The sequence below is a fragment of the Kitasatospora sp. NPDC043949 genome (assembly GCF_056435365.1).
The window spans coordinates 7,628-28,005 of sequence record NZ_JBWKEQ010000081.1 but is presented as its reverse complement, the minus strand read 5'-3'; the positions used below and the strand labels follow the sequence as shown (position 1 = coordinate 28,005).

General features: G+C 71.2%; 24 protein-coding genes. 13 read left to right on the top strand and 11 right to left on the bottom strand.

The window, feature by feature from the left end:
- Window positions 1–175 precede the first annotated feature (175 nt).
- Window positions 176–706 carry an AAA family ATPase gene (locus AC07AL_RS36640; protein ID WP_363586199.1) on the bottom strand — a complete coding sequence of 177 codons (531 nt, stop codon included), beginning with the start codon at window positions 704–706 and terminating at the stop codon, window positions 176–178.
- A 144-nt stretch (window positions 707–850) separates the two neighbouring features.
- On the opposite strand from AC07AL_RS36640, the gene AC07AL_RS36635 reads away from it, so the two are divergent.
- The gene (locus tag AC07AL_RS36635) at window positions 851–1,288 is read left to right on the top strand and encodes a VOC family protein (protein ID WP_363586200.1); all 438 of its coding nucleotides are present in this window, start codon (window positions 851–853) and stop codon (window positions 1,286–1,288) included.
- Between the two features lie 94 nt (window positions 1,289–1,382).
- On the opposite strand, the gene AC07AL_RS36630 is transcribed toward AC07AL_RS36635, so the two are convergent.
- Complete coding sequence (locus AC07AL_RS36630) at window positions 1,383–2,915, bottom strand: alkaline phosphatase family protein (protein ID WP_478319466.1); 1,533 nt, start codon at window positions 2,913–2,915, stop codon at window positions 1,383–1,385.
- 202 nt (window positions 2,916–3,117) lie between these two features.
- Between AC07AL_RS36630 and AC07AL_RS36625 the strand changes: the two genes are divergently transcribed.
- The gene (locus AC07AL_RS36625) at window positions 3,118–3,885 is read left to right on the top strand and encodes a GntR family transcriptional regulator (RefSeq protein ID WP_363586202.1); all 768 of its coding nucleotides are present in this window, start codon (window positions 3,118–3,120) and stop codon (window positions 3,883–3,885) included.
- Window positions 3,886–3,956: 71 nt separating this feature from the next.
- Here the strand turns inward: AC07AL_RS36625 and AC07AL_RS36620 are convergent, their stop codons facing one another.
- Entirely contained in the window at window positions 3,957–5,462 is a 1,506-nt protein-coding gene (locus tag AC07AL_RS36620) for an MFS transporter (protein WP_363586203.1), read from the bottom strand.
- Between the two features lie 98 nt (window positions 5,463–5,560).
- Between AC07AL_RS36620 and AC07AL_RS36615 the strand changes: the two genes are divergently transcribed.
- The 4 genes from AC07AL_RS36615 to AC07AL_RS36600 all read left to right on the top strand — a co-directional run bounded on the left by AC07AL_RS36615 (window position 5,561) and on the right by AC07AL_RS36600 (window position 9,120).
- A complete protein-coding gene (locus AC07AL_RS36615; RefSeq protein ID WP_363586204.1) occupies window positions 5,561–6,085 on the top strand; it encodes a MarR family winged helix-turn-helix transcriptional regulator in 525 nt (174 codons plus the stop codon).
- 234 nt (window positions 6,086–6,319) lie between these two features.
- Window positions 6,320–6,529 carry a ferredoxin gene (locus AC07AL_RS36610; protein ID WP_363586205.1) on the top strand — a complete coding sequence of 70 codons (210 nt, stop codon included), beginning with the start codon at window positions 6,320–6,322 and terminating at the stop codon, window positions 6,527–6,529.
- Window positions 6,519–7,892: an NAD(P)/FAD-dependent oxidoreductase gene (locus AC07AL_RS36605; protein WP_363586206.1), complete on the top strand. Its 1,374-nt coding sequence runs from the start codon at window positions 6,519–6,521 to the stop codon at window positions 7,890–7,892. Before AC07AL_RS36610 ends, AC07AL_RS36605 begins: the two co-directional genes overlap by 11 nt.
- A gap of 31 nt (window positions 7,893–7,923) precedes the next feature.
- Complete coding sequence (locus AC07AL_RS36600) at window positions 7,924–9,120, top strand: cytochrome P450 (RefSeq protein WP_363631832.1); 1,197 nt, start codon at window positions 7,924–7,926, stop codon at window positions 9,118–9,120.
- 181 nt (window positions 9,121–9,301) lie between these two features.
- Here AC07AL_RS36600 and AC07AL_RS36595 read toward each other — a convergent pair whose 3' ends face one another.
- Window positions 9,302–9,784: a universal stress protein gene (locus AC07AL_RS36595; RefSeq protein ID WP_363631831.1), complete on the bottom strand. Its 483-nt coding sequence runs from the start codon at window positions 9,782–9,784 to the stop codon at window positions 9,302–9,304.
- Window positions 9,785–10,201: 417 nt separating this feature from the next.
- Between AC07AL_RS36595 and AC07AL_RS36590 the strand changes: the two genes are divergently transcribed.
- Together AC07AL_RS36590 and AC07AL_RS36585 are read left to right on the top strand one after the other, a co-directional pair.
- Window positions 10,202–10,696 (top strand): discoidin domain-containing protein, encoded by a 495-nt coding sequence (locus AC07AL_RS36590; RefSeq protein ID WP_478319465.1) that lies wholly within the window; start codon window positions 10,202–10,204, stop codon window positions 10,694–10,696.
- A 7-nt stretch (window positions 10,697–10,703) separates the two neighbouring features.
- A complete protein-coding gene (locus AC07AL_RS36585) occupies window positions 10,704–10,907 on the top strand; it encodes a hypothetical protein (protein ID WP_478319464.1) in 204 nt (67 codons plus the stop codon).
- A gap of 165 nt (window positions 10,908–11,072) precedes the next feature.
- Here AC07AL_RS36585 and AC07AL_RS36580 read toward each other — a convergent pair whose 3' ends face one another.
- Entirely contained in the window at window positions 11,073–11,438 is a 366-nt protein-coding gene (locus AC07AL_RS36580; RefSeq protein ID WP_363586211.1) for a hypothetical protein, read from the bottom strand.
- On the opposite strand from AC07AL_RS36580, the gene AC07AL_RS36575 reads away from it, so the two are divergent.
- Entirely contained in the window at window positions 11,428–11,628 is a 201-nt protein-coding gene (locus AC07AL_RS36575; RefSeq protein ID WP_363586212.1) for a hypothetical protein, read from the top strand. The two genes, AC07AL_RS36580 and AC07AL_RS36575, sit on opposite strands and share 11 nt — an antisense overlap.
- 7 nt (window positions 11,629–11,635) lie before the next feature.
- On the opposite strand, the gene AC07AL_RS36570 is transcribed toward AC07AL_RS36575, so the two are convergent.
- Window positions 11,636–12,088 (bottom strand): hypothetical protein, encoded by a 453-nt coding sequence (locus tag AC07AL_RS36570; RefSeq protein WP_478319463.1) that lies wholly within the window; start codon window positions 12,086–12,088, stop codon window positions 11,636–11,638.
- A gap of 171 nt (window positions 12,089–12,259) precedes the next feature.
- A complete protein-coding gene (locus tag AC07AL_RS36565; protein WP_363586214.1) occupies window positions 12,260–13,243 on the bottom strand; it encodes a LysR family transcriptional regulator in 984 nt (327 codons plus the stop codon).
- 104 nt (window positions 13,244–13,347) lie between these two features.
- Between AC07AL_RS36565 and AC07AL_RS36560 the strand changes: the two genes are divergently transcribed.
- Both AC07AL_RS36560 and AC07AL_RS36555 read left to right on the top strand, forming a co-directional pair.
- The gene (locus AC07AL_RS36560; RefSeq protein ID WP_400987391.1) at window positions 13,348–14,241 is read left to right on the top strand and encodes an NAD(P)H-binding protein; all 894 of its coding nucleotides are present in this window, start codon (window positions 13,348–13,350) and stop codon (window positions 14,239–14,241) included.
- An 80-nt stretch (window positions 14,242–14,321) separates the two neighbouring features.
- Window positions 14,322–14,687, top strand: a complete 366-nt coding sequence (locus tag AC07AL_RS36555) for a darcynin family protein (protein ID WP_363631821.1) — start codon at window positions 14,322–14,324, stop codon at window positions 14,685–14,687.
- A 97-nt stretch (window positions 14,688–14,784) separates the two neighbouring features.
- Here AC07AL_RS36555 and AC07AL_RS36550 read toward each other — a convergent pair whose 3' ends face one another.
- The 4 genes from AC07AL_RS36550 to mdlC form a co-directional block, all read right to left on the bottom strand.
- Window positions 14,785–15,048, bottom strand: a complete 264-nt coding sequence (locus tag AC07AL_RS36550; RefSeq protein ID WP_400987418.1) for a hypothetical protein — start codon at window positions 15,046–15,048, stop codon at window positions 14,785–14,787.
- Between the two features lie 115 nt (window positions 15,049–15,163).
- Window positions 15,164–15,724, bottom strand: a complete 561-nt coding sequence (locus tag AC07AL_RS36545) for a hypothetical protein (protein WP_363586217.1) — start codon at window positions 15,722–15,724, stop codon at window positions 15,164–15,166.
- Window positions 15,725–15,804: 80 nt separating this feature from the next.
- Complete coding sequence (locus tag AC07AL_RS36540) at window positions 15,805–16,362, bottom strand: hypothetical protein (RefSeq protein WP_363586218.1); 558 nt, start codon at window positions 16,360–16,362, stop codon at window positions 15,805–15,807.
- A 768-nt stretch (window positions 16,363–17,130) separates the two neighbouring features.
- Window positions 17,131–18,741 carry a benzoylformate decarboxylase gene (gene mdlC, locus AC07AL_RS36535; protein WP_363631819.1) on the bottom strand — a complete coding sequence of 537 codons (1,611 nt, stop codon included), beginning with the start codon at window positions 18,739–18,741 and terminating at the stop codon, window positions 17,131–17,133.
- Window positions 18,742–18,994: 253 nt separating this feature from the next.
- Here mdlC and AC07AL_RS36530 point away from each other — a divergent pair, with 253 nt between their 5' ends.
- Together AC07AL_RS36530 and AC07AL_RS36525 are read left to right on the top strand one after the other, a co-directional pair.
- The gene (locus AC07AL_RS36530; protein WP_478319462.1) at window positions 18,995–20,155 is read left to right on the top strand and encodes an inorganic phosphate transporter; all 1,161 of its coding nucleotides are present in this window, start codon (window positions 18,995–18,997) and stop codon (window positions 20,153–20,155) included.
- Window positions 20,152–20,378: hypothetical protein (locus AC07AL_RS36525; protein WP_478319461.1), on the top strand; the 227-nt coding region annotated here is incomplete at its 3' end. The genes AC07AL_RS36530 and AC07AL_RS36525, both read left to right, overlap by 4 nt.

Genomic DNA, 20,378 nt, shown 5'->3' with positions numbered 1-20,378 from the left:
ATCCGCATATCGCATGCGAGACGGTCTACGCCGACAGGTGACCGTCCGTCAGTAAAACGGCAGATCCATCACCCCAAAGAGCAAATGTCAGTACCGGCCGCCACCGCCGGTAGGGCGGGGCCGTTCCGTACCCCCGGCCTCCTGCGGGGGACGGGCTCAGCTGTCGTAGCGCCGCTCACCGGTGGCGAAATGGCGGGGTGAGACGGGTGTCGGCGAGGATCCGCTCGACGGTCTCGTCGAGGGTGCTGTGCTGCGGAACGACGCGTTCGAGGCCGCCGGGCAGGAGGTCGTGGGGCTGGTACCAGTCGGCCATGTCCTCGGGGGAGAACTCGGCGGCCTGGGGGCGGGTGGCGTGGCGGCGCACGGTCTCGTCGAAGTCGGCGTCGAGGTAGTACAGGTGGCTGCGGCCGCGGTGGTCGGCGGCGAGCCGGGCGAGCATCGGGCCGTAGCGCTCGGCGGCGAGGATGCCCTCGACGACGGTGTGGAAGCCGTGGTCGAGGGCGTGCCGGGCGACCAGGTCGATGAGGCCGATGTTCGCCCCGCCCGGGAGGTCGCGTTCGCGCAGGACGGTGCGCCGGAGCACGTCCTGGGCGACGACGGCCACGCCCCGTCCGTACGCGGCGCGCAGCCGCGCGGCGACGCTCGACTTGCCCGCCCCGCTCGGACCGCGCACCACCACCAGCACGGTGTCCTGAGTTCCCGTCACGCCGGTACCGTACCGGCCGCCGGGAGGCACCTGCCCGGCACGCGCCGAGGGCCCTGACGACGCCGGCCGCCACCGGACGGCTCACCGGCCGCGAGTGTCAGAGGTGCGCGGTACCGTCGCGGCATCCGACCGGAGGAGGACCGCATGGCGACCAGGTGGAGCTTGACGATCGACTGCGCGCACCCGGCGAAGCTGGCTGAGTTCTGGGCACTGGCGCTGGGCTATGCGGAGAAGCCCGCACCTGTGGGATTCGGGAGTTGGGAGGAATGGCTCTCCCACTACGGGATCCCGGAGGACGAGTGGGATGACGGCGCGTACCTCTGTGATCCCGAGGGGGTGGGCCCCACCATGTCCTTCCTGAAGGTGCCGGAGCCGAAGGCGGTGAAGAACCGGGTGCACGTGGACGTCCAGGTCGGTGGCGGCCGTGAGACACCGTGGGAGGTGCGATGGCCGCGCGTGGTCGAGGCGGTGGAGCGGTTGACCGCTGCGGGCGCGACCGTGGTCAGCGAGGAGGAGTTGGACGGCAGGCCCGATCATGTGGTGATGGCCGACCCGGAAGGAAACGAGTTCTGCCTGGTCTGACAGTCGAACTCCGCTCCGGGAGGCCGCCGTACCGCATGGTGGGCGTCGCCTCCCGCCGCCCCGGGGGCCGGGGCGGCGGGGGCCGGTGGTGGTGTCAGGAGCCGAAGGAGACCTGGTCGACCGTCCAGAAGGCGCTGTTGGTGCCCGTGTAGCGGAACTGCAGGCGCGCGGTGGTGGCGCCGGCCGGCACGGTGACGGGCAGGTGCTCGACGGTGTTCAGGTCGGCGCGGTAGGACTTCACCAGCTGCGGGGCGCCGTCGTCGAAGACCACGTACACGTCGCCGGTCTGCGGGCCGTCGACCTTGTAGTTCGTCGCGAAGGACAGCACGGCCCGGCCGAGGCCGGCGACCGGGTAGGCCGGGCTGACCAGGGTGGAGTCGAACTGGCCGGCGCCGTGCGCCTTGTCGTCCCACTCGTCGGAGTCGGCGACCGCGAAGACGTTGCGGGCCCGTACGTTGGTCTCCCGGCCCTGTCCGAGCTGGGTGGCGCTCCAGAACTCGTCGGTGGCGAAGGCCCAGCCGCGCCACTCCGTCACCCCGCCGCTGGGCATCCGGGAGTTGTCGATGCTCCAGCCGCTGGGCGGCGTGTGCGTCCAGCCCCGGACCGCGGCCGGGATGCCCGTCTCGTCCGCCCGGCCCTGTAGGGCGGGGCGCAGCGCGTCGAAGGCGTCCGGGGCGATCTCGTCGATCGGCTGCCCGTCCAGGCGCCAGGCGGGGTCGATCGCCGCGCCCTCGTGCTTGAGGACGGTGGGCGCGATGTCCACGGGCTTGACGTCGTAGCGCCGGGAGCCGGCCGGGTAGCCGGCGCCGTCGGCGATCACGAAGGTCTGCCGCTCGTTGGCGCTGTTGCCGCCGTGCCCGCCGGCGTCGGTGTGTCCGTGGTCGGTGGTGACGACGATCAGCCAGTCCTCCGAGCCGTACGTGGGGCGGGACTTGACGGACTGCACGACCTGGCCGACGAGCGCGTCGACGGTGTGGATGGCGGCCGCGTACTGGGCGCTGGCGCCGCCGGAGGCGTGCCCGGCCTCGTCGATCCCGTCGAAGTGCAGGAAGGCGGCGTCCGGGTTGCCGTGGGCGAGGTAGTCGGCGGCGTCGGAGGCGGTCTTGGCGTCGTTCTCGTTCTCGGCGATCCGCAGGTCCGCCTTGCCGTTGAAGACGTTGCCGGTGATCGGGTTCCACGAGCCGATCACCAGCGTGGAGGCGGCCGGGTCGGCGGCCTCCAGGCGGCTGGCGAAGTCCGGGTACTGGTCGAACCGGGCGCCGGTGAACGCGTTGTCCTTGACCTGGTGCTTGTCGGGCCACACGCCGGTGGCGATGGTCGACCAGCCCGGCCCGGACAGGGTCGGCGCCAGCGGGTTGGCGTACAGGTTGCTGGTGGCGGTCATGCCGCCGGCCATCAGCGCCTTGAGGTTGGGCGCGTCGGCGGCCGCCAGCTTGTCGTAGCGGGTGCCGTCGACGCCGATGACCAGGGTCTTGGCCTGCTTGGTGCCGTCCGGCAGGCCCTTGTAGGCGGGGGCGGCTGCGACGGCGGAAGCGGCGGGGGCGGCGCCGGCGGGCGCCGACGGCAGCAGCACGGCGGCTACGGCGGTGGCCGCGGTGACGGTCCGGATGGAGCGGGGGATGCGCACGAGGGCTCCCAACTAGGGGGCGACGCGGTGCGGTTGCACCGGCACCGAGGATGGGGCGCCCGTGCGAGGAGGAGCCCTCCCCGGATCCACGGTTGTATGAACAACCGCCGAAATTCAGTCCAGACCGGTTACCATTCCGTGACCTCGGGGGCGCCGAACCGCCACTCGATGGCGCCGGACCACCGCTCGATAAGGTGACGCGGTGAACCACGGCACCCCCCGGCCCCCCGTCGCCCCCGCCCGCTCCGGCGTCCCCGACCACGGCCGGGTGCCCAAGTACTACCTGGTCAAGGCCCAACTCGAAGACCTCATCGCCGAATTGGGTCCCGGCGGGCGCCTGCCCACCGAAGCCGACCTCGCCGAACGCCACCACGTCGCCCGCGCCACCGTCCGGCAGGCCCTGCGCGACCTCCTCCTCGAAGGCCGCCTGCGCCGCCAGGGCCGCGGCACCGTCGTCGCCGGCCCCAAGATCGAACAGCCGCTCTCCCTCGCCAGCTACACCGAAGGCGTCACCCGCCAGGGCCTGCGCCCCGGCCGCACCCTCATCACCCTCGACCGCCTCCCCGCCGACCCGCCCATGGCCCAGCGCCTCGCCGTCCCCGAAGGTGAACCGCTCTGGCACCTGGAACGTGTCCTGCGCGCCGACGAGGAACGCGTCGGCCTGGAGTCCACCTACGTCCCTGTTGCCCGAGTCCCGCGCCTGGAGCGGGAGTTCGACCCCGAAGGCTCGTTCTACGGGTACCTGCGCGAGTGCGGCGTGCGGCTCGGCGGCGCCGACGAACGCATCGAGACGGTCCTCGCCACCCCCCGCGAAGCCCTGCTCATCGGCACCCCGCCCGCCCTGCCCATGCTGCTGCTCCACCGCCGCAGCCGCGACGCCGAGGGCCACCCCCTCGAACAGGTCCGCACCCTCTACCGCGGCGACCGCTTCAGCTTCACCCTCGCGCTGCACGCCCCCGACAGGGACTGAAGCCGGTCCTGCGTTCCTCGCGACAGGTACGCGTATCGGCGCCGTAGCGCCCGGGCGGGGCGGGCCGGGGGTCACGCGGCGGCTTGTGGGGTGTCGGCAGGAGTGTCGGTGGTGATGCCGTGGTGTTCTTCCTCGGGGCGCCCCTGCTCGGGCAGCAGGAAGGTGATGGCGAGGAATGCGGCCAGCAGGCAGGCCTGGATGGTCAGGGCGTGGTGGAAGCCGGCGGTGAAGTCGCCGGTCCCGGCCTGGGCGAAGAAGACGGAGCCGAAGACGGCGACGCCGACGGAGCCGCCGATGGACTGGACGGCGGACAGGAACCCGGAGGCGGAGCCGATCTCGGCGTCGTCCACGGCGGCGAGGACGAAGCTGAACAGGGCGGCGATGACCATGCCCGCGCCGATGCCGGAGACGGCGATGCCGGGGGCGATGTCCCGGATCGAGAACGAGGCCGGTGTGAGGCCGTCGAGTTCGAACCAGAGGAGGGTCGCGCCGGCGAGTTGGACGAGCGGGCCGATCTGGAGGACCTTGCGGCCGATCCTGTCGGCGAGGAAGGCGCCGCTGACCGCGCCACCGATGGCCGTGCCCACGGCGAGCGGCAGGTTGCCCAATCCCGCGTCGCCGGCGGTGAAGTGCCGGCCGATCTGGAGGTAGAGGGTCAGGACGAGTTGGGTGCCGACGAGCCCGGCGAAGAACAGGGCGATGCCGCCGAGTCCGATGGTGAAGGCGGGCTTGCGCAGCAGGGCGGGGATGATCAGCGGCTCGCGGCCCGCCGCGACGGTGCGGCGCTGGTGCAGCGCGAACAGGGCGAACCCGGCGGCGGAGGCGGCCATGCACAGCCACGTCCACAGCGGCCAGCCGTCCTCCTGCCCCTGGTTCAGCGGCAGGACGAGGAGCGCGCAGGACACGGCGACCAGCGCCGCGCCGGCTTTGTCGACGTCCACGGTGCGATCCCCCGGCTTCTTCGGGACGTACTTCGCGGCGACGGCGAGGGCCGCGAGGCCGATGGGGAGGTTGACGAGGAACACCGAGCGCCAGCCCAGGCCGAAGAAGTCGCCCTCGATGAGGAATCCTCCGAGGACCGGGCCGATGATGCCGCCGAGGCCGAGGACGGGGCCGAAGATCCCGAAGACCTTGGTGAGCTCGGGGCCGGGGAAGTTCTCCCGCAGCAGGCCCAGGCCCTGGGGCAGGAGCATCGCCCCGGCGGCGCCCTGGAGCAGCCGGAAGGCGATCAGCGACCCGGTGTCCGGCGCCAGCGCGCACAGCAGCGATGCGGTGGTGAAGGCGGCCAGACCGATCAGGAACATCCGGCGCCGGCCGTACCGGTCGCCGAGCCGGCCGCCGAGCACGAGCCCGGCTCCCAGGGTGAGGGCGTAGCCCCCGATCACCCACTGCAGGCCGACGGAGCCGGCGCCGAGGGACTGCTCCAGATCCGGACCGGCGACGTTGACGATCGAGGCGTCCAGGAGATCCATGATCTCCGCGACGAGCATCACCACCAGGATCAGCCATCGCCGGCGGTAGGGCCCCGCGGTCTCGTCGGTGATGGGGGAAGAGCCGCGCACGCCAGATACCTCCATGGTGAAGTAGTTTTACGATAAAGGTAAATTGGTGGCGGTAGGTTGTCAAAGCAGGCCGCCGACGCGGACCGCACAGCAGCACGGAAAGGCGCGAGGCCATGGAGGAAGCGATGCTCGACGGCGTGGCGGCGCAGCGTGAGCGGTTGATGGAGTCGCTGAGGACCTACGGCGGCCACTACGCCGAGCTCAGCCGGCGCTTCGCCGCCTGGCTGGGCCTGCACTCCACCGACGCGACCGCGGTCCTGGAGATCGCCGCCGCCGAGGAGCGCGACACCCCCCTGTCGCCGGCGCGCCTCAGCGAGCGCATCCCCCTGTCCACGGGCGCCACCACTGCGCTCCTGAACCGCCTCGAAGCCGCAGGGCACATCACCCGCGTCCGCGAGCACCCCGACCGGCGCATCATCACCCTGCGCAGCGGCCGCCACATCCAGGAACGGGCGGACGAGTTCTTCGGCCCCCTCGCCCGACGCCTCGACACCGCGATGTCGCACTACCCGCCGCAGCTCCTGGAACAGTTCGAATCGTTCATGGCCGACCTGAACTCCACCATGGACACCCACCTCGCCGAGCCGAGCACGACCACGCCCCGCTCTCCCGAAACCCCGGATCACCGCACTCCCTAGGCGGCGCGCCGCGCCCAGGCCGCCCGCCGCGCCCAGGCCGCCCGCCGCTCGATCGCGGTGCCGCACGCCCGCTGGTCGGAGCGATGCCGGTGGACAGCTCGACGCGGGCTCCGCACCTGCGGCATCCCCGAGCGGTTGCCGCGCCCGCGCCCGGTTCTCGGCCCGTGCTGCGCGCGTCCGGTTCTCGTCCCATGCTGGAAGAGAGGGGGTACGGCGGCAGAGGAAGTGGTGGGGATGCAGACCGTTGTGGACCTCACGCGTTGCCAGGGCTACGCACAGTGCGTGTTCCTCGCGCCGAAAGTGTTCCAGTTGCACGGCGAGGAGGGACTGCTGTACGCCCCGGCTGTCCCCGACGACCAGGTCGAGCGCGTGCGCCAGGCCGCGGCGGCGTGCCCGGTCCAGGCCATCCTCCTCGGTGAGGAGGTGAGCGCTGATGGCCGGTGACCAGAGCGAGGGCCGGATCGTTGTCGTCGGCGCGTCGCTGGCCGGGTTGCGGGCCGCGGAGGCGCTGCGGGAGGAGGGCTTCACCGGCTCACTGACCGTGGTCGGCGACGAGCCTCATCCGCCCTACGACCGGCCGCCGCTGTCCAAGCAGGTGCTGCTGGGCCACGCTGCGGCGGACTCCACCGGGCTGCCGATGCGCCGGGATCCGGACGCCGAGTGGCGGCTGGGCGTACGCGCCACCGGCCTGGACCCCCTGGGGAAGCGGGTGATGCTGGCCGATGGCGAGTCGCTGCCGTACGACCGGTTGCTGATCGCCACCGGGACCCGGGCGCGTCCCTGGCCCGATCCGCAGGAGGCCGCCCTGGACGGGGTGTTCACCCTGCGTACCCGCGAGGACGCCGGCGGCCTGGCCGAGCGGTTGGCCGCCGGGCCACGGCGGGTGCTGGTGATCGGCGGCGGCTTCACCGGTTCGGAGATCGCCTCGGCCTGCCGGGAACGCGGACTGGACGTCACCGTCGCCGAACGCGGTCCCGCACCTCTGGTGGGCGCGCTCGGCGGCACCCTGGCGAAACTCGCGGCCGCCATGCAGCGCAACCACGGTGTGGACCTGCGCACCGGCGTGACGGTCACCGCCCTGCGCGGGGACGACGGCGGGCGCTTCACCGGCGCGGAGCTGTCCGACGGCAGCCGCGTCGAGGCGGACGTGTGCGTCGTCGCGCTGGGGGCGGTCCGCAACGTCGAGTGGTTGGCGGATTCCGGACTGGCGGCGGGCCCGCGCGGAATCGCCTGCGACGCCGGGTGCCGCGCCTTCAACATGTACGGAATCGTCACTGACGACGTCTTCGTCGCCGGCGACGTCTCCCGCTTCCCCCACCCGCTGTTCGGTTACCAGATGCTCTCCCTCGAACACTGGGGGAACGCGGTCGAACAGGCCGGGGTGGCGGCCCACAACATGGTCAGTCCAGGGCCCCTGCGGCGCCCGCACCTCGCCCTGCCGACGTTCTGGTCGACCCAGTTCGGGCTCAACATCAAGTCGGTGGGTGTGCCCACCTTCTCCGACCACGTGGTCATCGCCCAGGGTTCTCTGGAGGCGCGCCGTCTGGCGATGGTCTACGGCTACCAGGGGCGGGTCACCGCGGCGGTCACCGTCGACATGGCCAAGTCGCTCGACTACTACCGGCACCTGATCGAGACGGCTGCGCCGTTCCCGCCCCCGCCCGGCGCGGCGGACCGCGCGCTCGCGGCGGACATCCCGATTCCGTCCGACGTGCCGGATCCGAAGGGGCTGTCCCACGGCCCCACCGTGGCGCTCACCGGATACCTGCCCGACCGTCGACTGACCGTGGTGCAGCCCCGCGGCTGACCCACGTCCCGCCCAACGACGAGGAGCCACCATGGACTCCGACACCTTGCTGGCACGGATCACCGACTACGCGAACCGCCCCAACCCCTACCCGCTGTACGCGGAACTCCGCGAGGCCGGTCCCGTCGTGCGGCAGGCCGACGGCAGCTACCTGATCGGCACCTACCACGAGGTCGCCGCCCTGCTCCACGATCCACGGATGAGCGTCGATCCCCGCACCTGTGGCGAGACGACGCACAAGCCGCCGTTCCTGCGGCTCGACGACCCGGAGCACCACAGACTGCGCACCTTGGCCATGCGGCCGTTCGGCCCCCCGCACAGCCCGTGCCGGGTCGATGCCATGCGCGGCGAGATCGTCCGGCTCACCGGGGAACTGATGGAGCCGTTCCAGGCGGGCGGCCGGATCGACATCGTCGACGACCTCGCCTATCCGCTGCCTGTCACGGTGATCTGCCGCCTGCTCGGCGTGCCGCGCGAGGACGAGCCGCTCTTCAGGGCGTGGTCCGACGCGATCGTCGCGTCCGCCGACGTCCGGCCCGAAGAGGACTCCTCCGAGCGGGACGAGACGGGCGACCAGGCGGGCGAACAGGCGCGGGGCGAGATGGGCCGGTACCTGGCGGGCCTCGCCGAGAAGCGCCGTGGCAATCCGAGCGACGACATGCTCTCCGCCTTCGTCAACGAACCGGACCCGGCCCTGCGGCTCACCCAGGAAGAACTCGCGGAAACCGCCGTGCTGCTGCTCATCGCCGGACACGAGACCACGGTGAACCTGATCGCCAACGGGGTGCTCACCCTGCTGCGTCAGCCCGAGCAGCTGGACCGGCTGCGTCGCGAACCGGACCTGCTTCCGCGAGCGGTGGAGGAACTGCTGCGCTACGAACCCCCGGTCCACATGCGCGAGCGCATCCCCCTCGCCGACATCGACGTCGGCGGCACCACCGTCCCCCAAGGCGCCACCGTCGTGCTCGCGCTGGCCTCGGGCAACCGCGACCCCAAGCGGTTCCACGCGCCGGACCGGTTCGACCCCACCCGCCCGGACAACCAACACCTCGGCTTCGGCAGCGGTATTCACCTGTGCTACGGCGCACCACTCGCCCGCATCGAAGCCGAGGCCGCGCTCGGTGCGCTGATCCCTCGCCTCGGCCCGGCACGCCTGGTCCAGGACCCGCCCCCCTACCGGCAGAACGCCATGCTCCGCGGACCCCGCCACCTGCCCGTCCACCTCTGAAGCCAGCGGGCCTGGAGCCGGCGGGCCGAGGTGTGGAGGATGCCGTTGGTCAGGACCCCTCAACCTGGACAACCTCGTCCAGATCGCCGCCGACCGCGGAGCGACGGTGCGCCTGCTCGGCGACTACCGCCAGCCTGTCGTCCTCACCTGACCCGGCTCAGAGGGCGGCTGAAGTCGACGGTCACGAACGTGCGGTGCCGTGCTCCGCCGGCACGACGACCACGGGAAGGCCGGCGTGGTGGACGACCTCGGTGCTCGTCGACCCGAGGGTGAGTCGGCCCCAGGCACCCGACCCTCGGGAGCCGACCACGAGCAGGCTGGCGTCCTTGCTCGCCTCGAGGAGGACCTGCGCAGGGCGGCCGCGTTCGCAGACGATCTCCACCTCCACGGATGGCCCACCGAGCTGTTGCTGCAGTTCCTCGACCGAGTCCGCCACGGCCTGCGTGACGAGATCGCGCTGCTGGGGGATCGGACCGGAGTCGACCGTCCGTTCGAAGCCGGAGTGCTGGGTCGGGGTGTACTCGTACGCGCAGACGGCCCGCAGGCCTGTACCGCGCAGCTGGGCCTCGCGCAGGGCGAAGGTCACAGCGTGCCGGGCTGGGGTCGAGCCGTCCGTGCCGACCACGATCGGGCCGGCCGGGTGGGGGACAGGAGGATCGGTCACGGGGGACCTCCAAGGAGTCGGCGGGCTCGGAGACGCGTGGGGCCCTCTCCATGTGCCCGGTGGCGGGGCCTGCGCGAGCCGCCTCTCAAGCCTGCTCCTGTCCGCCGGTGGGCACCAGTGCACGGGTGAGCTGTACGCGGTCGGGTCCCATGGCCGCCCCGCCGCGGTGCACGAGGAACGCCACGGTGGTCACGGCGATCTCCGGCAGGGGCCGTGGTCGCTGACCAGTCACGGCAAGGGCCGCAACCCACAACGGCGGCGGTCCTTTCAGCCACCCGCTGTTACCGGCGGAGAGTACCTACTTCTCGGTCATGTTCGTCCACGAGGACTGCTGGCTGTCGGACGACGAACTGCGCCGCGACCACCAACCTGGGCTTCACCACCGACCCGGACGGCACCCGACGCCTCCCGTCCGATATGACCGACGGGAACCTGGACACGTACTACTGGAGCGCACGCACCCCCGAGTTCAACGACTGGATCCAGATCGACCTCGGCAGCCAACGCGACATCACCAAGATCGACATCTATCTCGGCAAACCCGACGGCAGCTTCACCCTGCCCGACTGCAACCTGGAATCGTCAACAGACGGCACCAACTGGACCCATTACGCACCCGTCGTGGCATATCAATCGGAGTATCGCGGCACCACAGCCCGAACCACCCGCTACATGCGCCTGAGAATTCTGATCTCACGCAGCACCCGAATCGCCATCCGCTCCTTCCAGATCACCACCAAACCCCGCGGCGCCACCATCACCCCCGACGGCGCCACCTTCCACACGGGCAAGGTAGAAATCGTTGGAGACCTCGTCGTCACCGGCAACGTCACCGTGCTGGACGGCGGGAAGCTCAAGGTGAACGACGTCACCAGTCAGGTGGTCACAAACGTCATGCTCGGTCTCCGTTGACGCCGACATGATCACCACGGTCAGGAAAGAATCCAACAAGAAGCAGTTCATCAACGCCTGGTTCGGCGGAAATGAGCTGTTCAACATCGGCCTTGACGCCTGGGAAGTAGCGACCGTGCCCCTCAAGAAGGGATGGGTTTCTCAGAAGACCTCTCCGAACGGAGCAGCGGACTTGATTGTCTGGAGGTTCTACCTGGGAGCCGAGCCGTAGGCGCAGCCCCACGAGGTCAGCGGCTGGCCCTCCGTTGGCAACCTTCCCTGCGTGCGACCGTTGAGGTCCGCCCGCTGCGACGAGCGGGCCGCCACGTGGGGAAGGTGTACCGACCTGGCTGCCTGTGGCCGAGCCGACCGCGGGGCTCGGCCACAGGTCGCAGGATCAGACGGAGATGACTTTGCCCTTCGCGAAATCCGTGCCTTGCTGCCCGTAAATACTGATCCTGTACTGCGTGCTCGACACGTGCTCCCCCATGGCGAACAGCATCAGCTTGCTGCCGTTCGCATAGAAGAAAAGGGTGACACTCTGCTGCCCGTTACCCGAACTGGCGTGCAGGACCGGCTGATTGTTGAACTTGTGCGATCCGGTGGGCTTTCCCTGGCCGTCAAATGCCTGGTTCAGGGACTGCTTCAGGTTTGCGAGCCTGTTCCCCATGCCTGCCTCATTGAGGACGTTTTCCAGGTAGGACTGGGCTTGCGGCTGGCGCATGGGACTGGTCTGAGTCCCATCGCTCTTGATGACCACCATCTCGGAAATTGCGGCAGGTGACGCCATGCTCTTCCCCCTCGCGCTGTCGTGCAGGAAGTTCGGGATCTCCCGACCTTTCCTCAGCGTATCCCGGCAGGAAGGTCCGGGTGAGACTCTTTGGGTAATCAGCTGCGGCATTCTGAGCTTGGCTCTGTCGGTGATCTTGGTGTTCGGCCGCCTGGGATCGTGATGGTGCGTCAGCCTTGCGGGTGCAGGAGGTCCGTGAGACTGGCGAGGAGTGTGAAGGCCTCGACGACCCTGTGGTCGAACGTGTCCATCCGACGGCTGTGGAAGGCGGGGTGGAGATGGTGCTCAAGCAGAGATTCGAGGTGCCGGAGCGACGCGGGGCTGAGGTCGCGCTGGTGGGCCTTCCACTCCTCGACGTAGTCCCCGACCTGCATCGGGCTGTACTTCTGGATCCGTTCCGCCTTGCGCTGGCTTTGCGGAGCGTTCTTCCGGGCCTGGTAGACCTCGGCGAGCCGGGCCTTGGCCTTGTCCTGCGTGGTGAACCCGGACTCCTCCGCCTGCCTTCCGGCCGCGTTGCGGTACCGGATCTTGTACTCGCGCGGGCACCGGGGCCACCGGGACCCGGGGTGCTCGCACTCCTTGAAGAAGGAACCCATGCCGCGGATGAGGCTGGTGGTTGCCATGATCGATCTCGCTCCCCGGGCGTCCTGCTGACGTTTTGCTGACCCCGGATGGTCGATCAAGCCCCTGAGCTGGGACGAACCGCCGAAAGCGTGCTATGTGGTGGGGATGTGCTGATGGCCTCTCAGCTCGGGTCCGCCCCTTGGAGCATCGCGGGCCGGTGCGGCGTCGTCCTATGCGGGGCCGATCCCGTCCGCCGCAGTGGGCTCAGAAGCTGCCGCCGGCGTGCGGAGGACCCGGCGGACGGTGTCGCGGAGCCAGCGGTGGGCCCCGTCGGCCGTGTGCCGGGGGTGCCAGGCCATGCCGATGGTCAGGGGCGGCAGGGCCAGGGGGATGTCGAGGAGGTGCAGTCCGAGGGCGCCGGCGTCGTGGGTGAGGGGCGAGGGAGCGGCGCCGGGGAGTGCGGCGGGTACGAGGCAGACGAGGTCGCTGCGGGTGGCGAGGGTCATCGCGGCCAGGTGGCTGGGGAGGACGACGCTGACCCGCCGGTGGAGGTCCTGCTCGGCCAGGGCGGCGTCGAGGGGGCCGGTGAACCGGCCGCGGCGGCTGACCGCGGCGTGGTGGGCGGCAGCGAGCCGGGCCGGGGTCAGCGGTCCTTCGGTGAGCGGATGGCCGGGCCGGACGGCCGCGACCATGCGGAGGCTGACCAGTTCTTCGACCTGGGTTTCGGGGTCCACGTGGTCGATGGATCCGACCTCCAGGTCGATCCGGCCGTCGCGCAGGGCGGGCCCGGCCTCCAGGTCTTCGGCCCGGATCCGGAACGAGACCCCCGGCGCCTCCCGCTGGGCCAGTCGCAGCAGCCCGGGCGCCAGCGCCGCGCCGACCAGGTCGGCGGCCTGGAGGGTGAAGGTGTTGCGGAGGCCGGCGGGGTCGACGCTCGTGCCGGGACTGAGCAGCGCGCCGAGGCTGCGCACCACTGTGGCGGCTTCCTCGCGCAGGGCCTGGGCGCGCGGGGTGGGAACCATGGTCTGTCCGGCCCGGACCAGGAGGGGGTCCTGGAGGATGCGGCGCAGCCGGGCCAGGGTGCGGCTCATGGCGGCGGGCGAGGTGTGCAGTCGTGCGGCGGCGCGGGTCACGCTGTGCTCGGCCAGCAAGGCATCCAGAGCGATGGCGAGATTGGCGTCGATGACCGGATCCGGGCTGCTCACCAGCATCATTCCATTTCAGTCAATGATTCCGTGCTGAAGTTCCCATTGTGGCAGCACGGCGGACCTCGGCAGGATGAGGGCGTACCGAAACCAGCACCAGCTACGAGGTTTTCATGATCGTCATCACTGGTCCCACCGGGAACATCGGCCGCCACCTGCTCTCCTGGCTCCTGGAGTCCGCCCCCGCCGCGGGCGAGGAACTGCGCGTGATCGTGCGCGATCCCGCCCGGCTTCCGGACGCGGCGCGCGGACGCGTCGAGGTCGTCACCGGCTCGCACGCGGACGCCGAGGTCCTCGACCGGGCCTTCGAGGGCGCGGACGCGGTCTTCTGGCTCGTCCCCCCGGACGCCTCCCTGACCCCGTACGACGCCTACAGCGGTTTCACCCACCCCGCCACCGAGGCGCTCGTCGCCCACGGCGTCGGCCACGTCGTCGGCGTCTCCGCGCTCGGCCGCGGCACCCCGCTCGCCGACCGGGCCGGCCTCGTCACCGCCTCCCTCGCCATGGACGACCTGATCGCCGGCACCGGCGTCGCCTACCGGGCCCTGGCCAACCCGTCCTTCTTCGAGAACCTCCTGGAGGAAGCCAACTCGATCCGCGAGAAGGGCGTCTTCACCGACTCCGTCGACGCCGACCGCAAGGCCCCGTTCGTGGCCGTCGCCGACATCGCGGCGGCCGCAGCCGGCCTGTTGCTGGACCGCTCGTGGACCGGCACCGGCAGCGTCCCGGTCCTGGGGCCGCGGGACCTGTCCCCGAACGACCTGGCCCGCATCATGACCGAGCAGTTCGGCCGCCCCGTCCGTTACGAACGCCAGTCGTTCGACGAGCTGTACACCACCCTCGTCGGCTACGGCCTCAACGAGGCGTTCGCCCAGGGCGTGGTCGACATGAAGCGGGCCAAGGACGAGGGCCTCGACGCCGGCGTCGCCCGTACCCCGGACACCGCCTCCTCCACCGGCTTCGAGCAGTGGTGCGCCCGGACCCTCAAGCCCGCGGTCCTCTCCTGAAGTCCAGCACCCGGCGCCGGGGCAGCACGGAGCCCGGCGAACCAAGACCACTACCCACCTGCCGCTTTGGAGGCACCCCGATGTCCGCTGAAATGTCCGAACCGCCGGTCACGGCGTTCATGCTGGTCAAGACCACGCCCGAGTGGCTCGCGCTGACCGTCAAGGAACGCGTGGACGCCTTCACCACCCAGGTCCTGCCGGCCATCAAGGCCAAGACCACCGGCGTCCGGTCACGCTTCTACGACACGGAGTTCTACTCCGCTCGTGTCACCGACGTCTGGGTGTGGGAGGCCGACGACCACCACGCCTACCAGCTCCTCGTCGACGCACTGCGCGAAACCCCCTTCTGGGACCGCTACTTCGAGGTCGTCGACCTCCTCGTCGGCACCGAGAACGGCTACGCCCGAACCTACGGCCTCGAACCCGTCGCCACCATCGCCACCTGACACACCGCCCGCCCACCCACCCACCTGCGCACGAGCGCCGATGCCCCCTGACCGGTCGGCGGTTTCTAGGGGTCGTTGCAACACGTGGTCGGTTTGATCAGGCCGCGATGAGTTTATGCAGGCGCTCGGCTGGGGTTTCCCAGCCGAGCGTTTTGCATGGGCGGCCGTTGAGTTCGGCGGCGACCGCGAGTCCGGTGGCGTCCTTGAGCCGCACCGCGACCCGGACACCCTCGCCCTGGTGCGGGCCACCATCGGCACGGGCGGAGAACAGGGTGCCGAGGCGTGCCGCGGAGAGCGCGAGCAAGGGCTCGAAGCCGTCCTCGGACGGGAACGGGCCCGGGGCGAGCCCGGTCCGGTCCACCAGCAGGCCTCCTGAAGTTCGCAGGAGGCCCGAAGAACCTGTTCGGTTTTCTTGGGCGAGGACCGAATGGAACTCGATCACCGCAGGTCGGGGGCGTGGCTTCGGCCCCGTTGCTTCAGGTGTTGAGCAGGCGGTTGAAGAACGAGCGGTAGCGCTGGAGCGCGACGCGCAGTTCTTCGGTCGGCACCTCGTCGCCGCGGTGCCACTGGCCTTCGAGGTCCTGCTTGTGCGCGGAGAAGGTGGTGGCGAGTGCCTGCATCGTCTCGGCGACCAGATTATCGGCCGCGGACACGGCATGGCGCGGGTCGTCGACGAATTCGCCCTGGATCTTCTGCCACCGGGAGCGGAACTCCTCCTGCTGCCCGCCCAGCAGGGGTTCGTTCTCGGCGGCTTCCGGGTCCTCGGTGCGCTCGGATGGCTCGGATGCCTGGGTGTAGCCCCTTTCCTGCTCCTCTTCCTGTCCGCGTTCCTGCCCGTAGTCCTGCTCGCGGTCGCGGCCTTCGAGCGTGAACTCCTGCTCACCGCTCCGCTGTTCGGTGGTGGCTTCCCCGGGGAACGCCGGTGGCGAATCCGCCCCGGAGGTATCGCTCTGTTCGTCGGTGTCCTGTCGGGCGCCGGCCAGATCCTCCGTGGACAGGCCGCCCTCGCGCGGTTCGGATGTTGCTCGGCTGTGCATCTCTTCACTTCCCTCTCGGCAGTTCCGGTCGGCGGCCGTCGCCGGGTGCGTCCCGTCAGCTCAACTCGCCGGTCCGGGGCTCACGCACGGCTGCCCTGCGGACGGTCACCGTTGTGGAGCAGTTCCTCGAACAGGGTGCGGTAGTGCACCATGGCGCCCCGCAGTTCTTCCGTGGTCGCCTGGTGGCGGCTGCTGCGGTCGTTGACCTCGTGAGCGGACCGGAAGTGCGTCAGCACGCTCCCGTGTTCGACGGAGAGGTCCTTGAGCTGCTGCTCGTACCCCTCGGTCGGGTATCCGCGCTCGCTCATGAGCGTGGTGACGAGCCGGTCCGCCTCGTGCACCGTGTCGTCGGGCCGGTCGACGAACTGTTCCTGCACCCGTGCCCAGTCCTTGGCGTACCGGTCACGGGCACCCGGTGACAGCGGTTTGATGTTCAGCGAGTCGTGGCGCGACTCGCGTTTGCGCAGCTCCCGGTCGGCGGCGAAACGGCCGTCCTTCGCCTCCGCGGTCCGGTCGTACTCCGGGCCGAACCGCTCCTGCAGATGGCGGCGGCGGATGACGAACGTCGCCACCAGCGCGCACACGACCAGAAGGACGACGACGATGGCGATGACTGCGATGAGGGTCCCTGTTGACATTTGGGTCCTCCGCTTGTAGCTCCAGACCTCCCTGAACGGCGCGTGCCCTGCTGCCCGGAGCCAAAACACGGACGAACCGAAGAAGTCGAACGATGTGCCACGCGGACGTGCCCGAGACGCAGCGTCGGCTTCTGGTTCGCACACACCTCGCGGGTGGGCGGGCTCCTCCAGGGGGCGATCGACGGCGTGCCCGGAGATGCTGACGGGGCTGCCCGTGGAGTGACCCGGGCGGACCCGAGGGGGCAAGGGCGGCGGAGGACGGGCGGGTTCCGGGGTTGGTGGGGCGGCGGGCGTCGCCGGTGTGGATCTTCGCGTTGCGGACGACGACGTCGGCGGCGTCCTCGAGGGCGTCCTCGGCGGCGCGGGGGACCAGCCCACCGACGGGTATTGCAGGCACCTCGACGGCCTCCTGTCACGGGATCGACCTGCCGCCCGGGTGCGGGCGGCAGGCGGAGGCTTCCGGGCGGGCCGGGGTCACAGCCACGCCCCGTTCGGGCTCCTGACGAGACGTCAGGCGCAGGGGTGGTGCCGGACTTGGCCCACAGCACACCGGCCCCGGTCCGCGAGCGCGCCAGCCGCCCGCAGCGGCGATCGTTCGGGGGTGGTCAGGGGGTGGTCGACGGCGAGGGCCGAAGAGGTCCGTGGTGCCGAAAGGGGAAGGTGCCCGGCTGTCGGACACCTTCCCCCGCTGGTCGCCGAGGTAGCTCCCGCCGGCGACGGCGTTGTCGAGTTCCCGCCGCCCGGCCCGGCCCGGCCCCGCCGCGCGGGCTACAGCGCGGCCCGCTGGGGCCGGGTGGGAACGACGATGACGGTGGGGGTGCCGGCGGTCAGGGCCGCGGTGAACTCCCGCTCCAGGTCCTCGGTGGTCTCCACGTCGACGGCGCGGCAGCCGAAGCCGCGGGCCACCGAGGCGATGTCCAGCCCGGGCAGGTCGAGCCCGGGCACCCCGGGGGTGTCCTCCAGCAGGGCGAACGACTTGAGGATCGAGTACTCGTGGTTGCGCATCACCACGTAGACGATCGGGAGGCGGTGCCGGGCCGCCGTGTAGAGGGCCTGCACGGAGTACTGGAAGGAGCCGTCGCCGATCAGGCCGACCACCGGGCGCAGCACTCCCCGGTCCCGGTCGCCCAGCGCGACGCCGACCGCGGCCGGGACGGCCCAGCCGATGCCCCCGCTGGCCGTGGCGAAGAACGAGCCCGCTCGGGTGGTGGGCAGCCATTCGAGCTGCTGCGCCATGGTCGAGGTCGACTCGTTGACGAAGACCGCGTCCGGCGGGCGGACCCTGCTCAGGGCGGCGTACACCTCGGGCGGGGTGAGCGGCCGGTCCGGGGCGGACGGCAGCACGCGGGGCCGCGGCATCGGCTCCGGAGCGGTCCGCGTCGAACCCTCCTCGACCAGGTCCAGCAGCAGCTCGATCGCCCGCCGGGGATCGCCGAGCAGACTGTCGCCGACCCTCGCGGCCGCGGCCGCCTCCGGGTCGCCGGTGATCTGGAGCAGCCCGGTGCCCGGGGGGAGGTAGTCGCCGGGCACGTACGGGTAGTAGCGGAACACCTCCGCGCCGATCACCACCACCAGGTCGTGCCCGGCCAGCCGGTCGCTGATGGTCTTCACCGACATGCCCAGCGGGCCGGCGAAGAGCGGGTGGTCCTCGGGGAAGGAGACGCGGTCCCCCAGCGGGGCGCCGTAGACGGCGGCGCGCAGTCTCTCCGCCAGGGCGACGGCCGCGTCCCAGCCGCCACTGCGGTCGACCTCGGGCCCGAAGACGAGTGCGGGCCGGCGGCTGGCGGTGATGCGCTCGGCGAAGGCGCGCAGCCGCCCGGGGTCGGGGGCCACCCGCTCGCTCACCGTCCGCACCCGGGTGAAGCCGGACAGCGGCCGCTTCCAGTCGTCCATCGGGATCGACAGGTAGACCGGGCCGGCGGGCGGCTGGAGCGCCTGCGCGTAGGCACGCATGAAGGCCTCGGGGACGTCCTCGGCGCAGGCCGGCTCGTAGGACCACTTCACCCAGGGTTTCGGCAGCTGGGTGGCCTCGCGGTTGCCGAGGTACGGCTCGCCGATCACCAGCTCCCGGTGCTGCTGGCCGGCGGTGACGATCAGGGGCGTGTTCCCGTGGTGGGCCGCCACCAGGTTGCCCAGCGCGTTGCCGGTGCCGGCCGAGGAGTGCAGGTTGACCAGCGCGGGGCGGCCGGTGACCTGGGCGAAGGCGTCGGCCATCGCGAGGGCGGACGCCTCCTGGAGCGCCAGGACATAGCTGAAGTCCGCGGGGAAGTCCTGGAGGAACGGCTCCTCGGTGGAGCCCGGATTCCCGAAGACCGTGGTGAGTCCGAGCGTGCGCAGCAGGTCGTACGTCACGGTGCGGACGGTGGGGTGCTCAGCCATGGGTGCCAACGCTTTCACCCGGGGCACCAGGGCCTCGGGGTTCGCAGGGACGGGTCTCGGTCCAGCCGACCAGCAGCCTCCTGGGGCGGGACGGCGACGGGGGACGGCACATCGGTTCCGATCGTCACGCCGGCCGGCTCTTGCAGGAGAGCATCGGCACCGAGGGCCCCGCAACCGGACGAACGGGTGCCGGGCCCTGGGGCAGGGCGGGTCGGCCGCCGCCTCGGCCGGTGCGCGGGCTAGGTTCGGGTCCGTGACCGGCAACGACGCGGTCCTGGCGCTGATGGTCGCCACGGCGCTGGGCTTCGACTTCACCAACGGCTTCCACGACACCGGCAACGCGATGGCGACCTCGATCGTCACCGGCGCCCTGCCGCCGCGCGTCGCGGTCGCGGTGTCGGCGGTGCTGAACCTGGTGGGCGCGTTCCTGTCGACCGCCGTGGCGGCGACCATCGCCAACGGCCTGGTCGCCACGGGAGAGGTGACCTTGACGGTCGTCTGCGCCGGTCTGGTCGGCAGCATCCTGTGGAACCTGGCCACCTGGTTCCTCGGGATCCCCTCCAGTTCCTCGCACGCGCTGATCGGCGGGGTGGTCGGGGCGACGGTGGCAGCCGCCGGGGCCTCGGCCGTCAAGTGGCAGGGGCTGGTCTCCAAGGTGATCGTGCCCGCGGCGCTGTCGCCGTTCATCGCCGGTGGGGTGGCCGTGGTGGGCACCCTCCTGGTCTACCGCCTCACCCGCGACGTGCCCGAAGGCCCGCGCGGGCGCGGCTTCCGGCTCGGCCAGATCGGCTCGGCCTCCATGGTCTCGCTCGCCCACGGCACCAACGACGCGCAGAAGACCATGGGCGCCATCACCCTCGCCCTGATCGCCAACGGCACCCTGCCCGCCGGGGCGAAGGCACCGGCCTGGGTGATCCTCTCCTGCGCGCTGGCGATCGCCCTGGGCACCTACATCGGCGGCTGGCGGGTGATCCGGGCCCTGGGCAAGGGGCTGGTGGAGATCGAACCGCCGCAGGGGATGGCCGCCGAGTCGGCCTCGGCCGCCGTGATCCTCTGCTCCACCGACTTCGGCTACTCGCTCTCCACCACGCACGTGGCCACCGGGTCGATCCTGGGCTCGGGGATCGGTAGGAGCGGCGCCGTGGTGCGCTGGCAGCTCGCCCGCCGGATGGTGACGGCCTGGCTGCTCACCCTGCCGGCTTCCGCCCTGGCCGGCGCGCTGGCCTACTGGGCCGCGAACGGGATCGGCGGGACGGCCGGTGTGGTGGTGATCGTCGGCGCGCTGGTGGCGGCGTCGGTCGCCTTCTTCGCCGCCTCCCGCCATCCGGCCGTGACGCCGGAGAACGTCAACGCCGCGTGGACCGGTTCGGCGGCCCCGGAGCCCGCCAAGGCCAAGGACGAGGTGAGCCCGTGAACTCCTGGATCAACCTGGACGCGGTGTGGAAGATCGTCGTGGTGGGCCTGCTCACCGGCGCCGGACTGCCCGCGCTGTTCGCCCTCGGCCTGCGCCTGCTCAACCCGACCGGCGCGGGCGGGGGGGCGGGCTCTGTCCGGCGCGCCGCCGAGACGAGCGGGGCCCACCCCATGGGAGTGAGCTTCCTGGTGGTGTTTTTTGTGGCGCAGTTGGGAATTTCCTT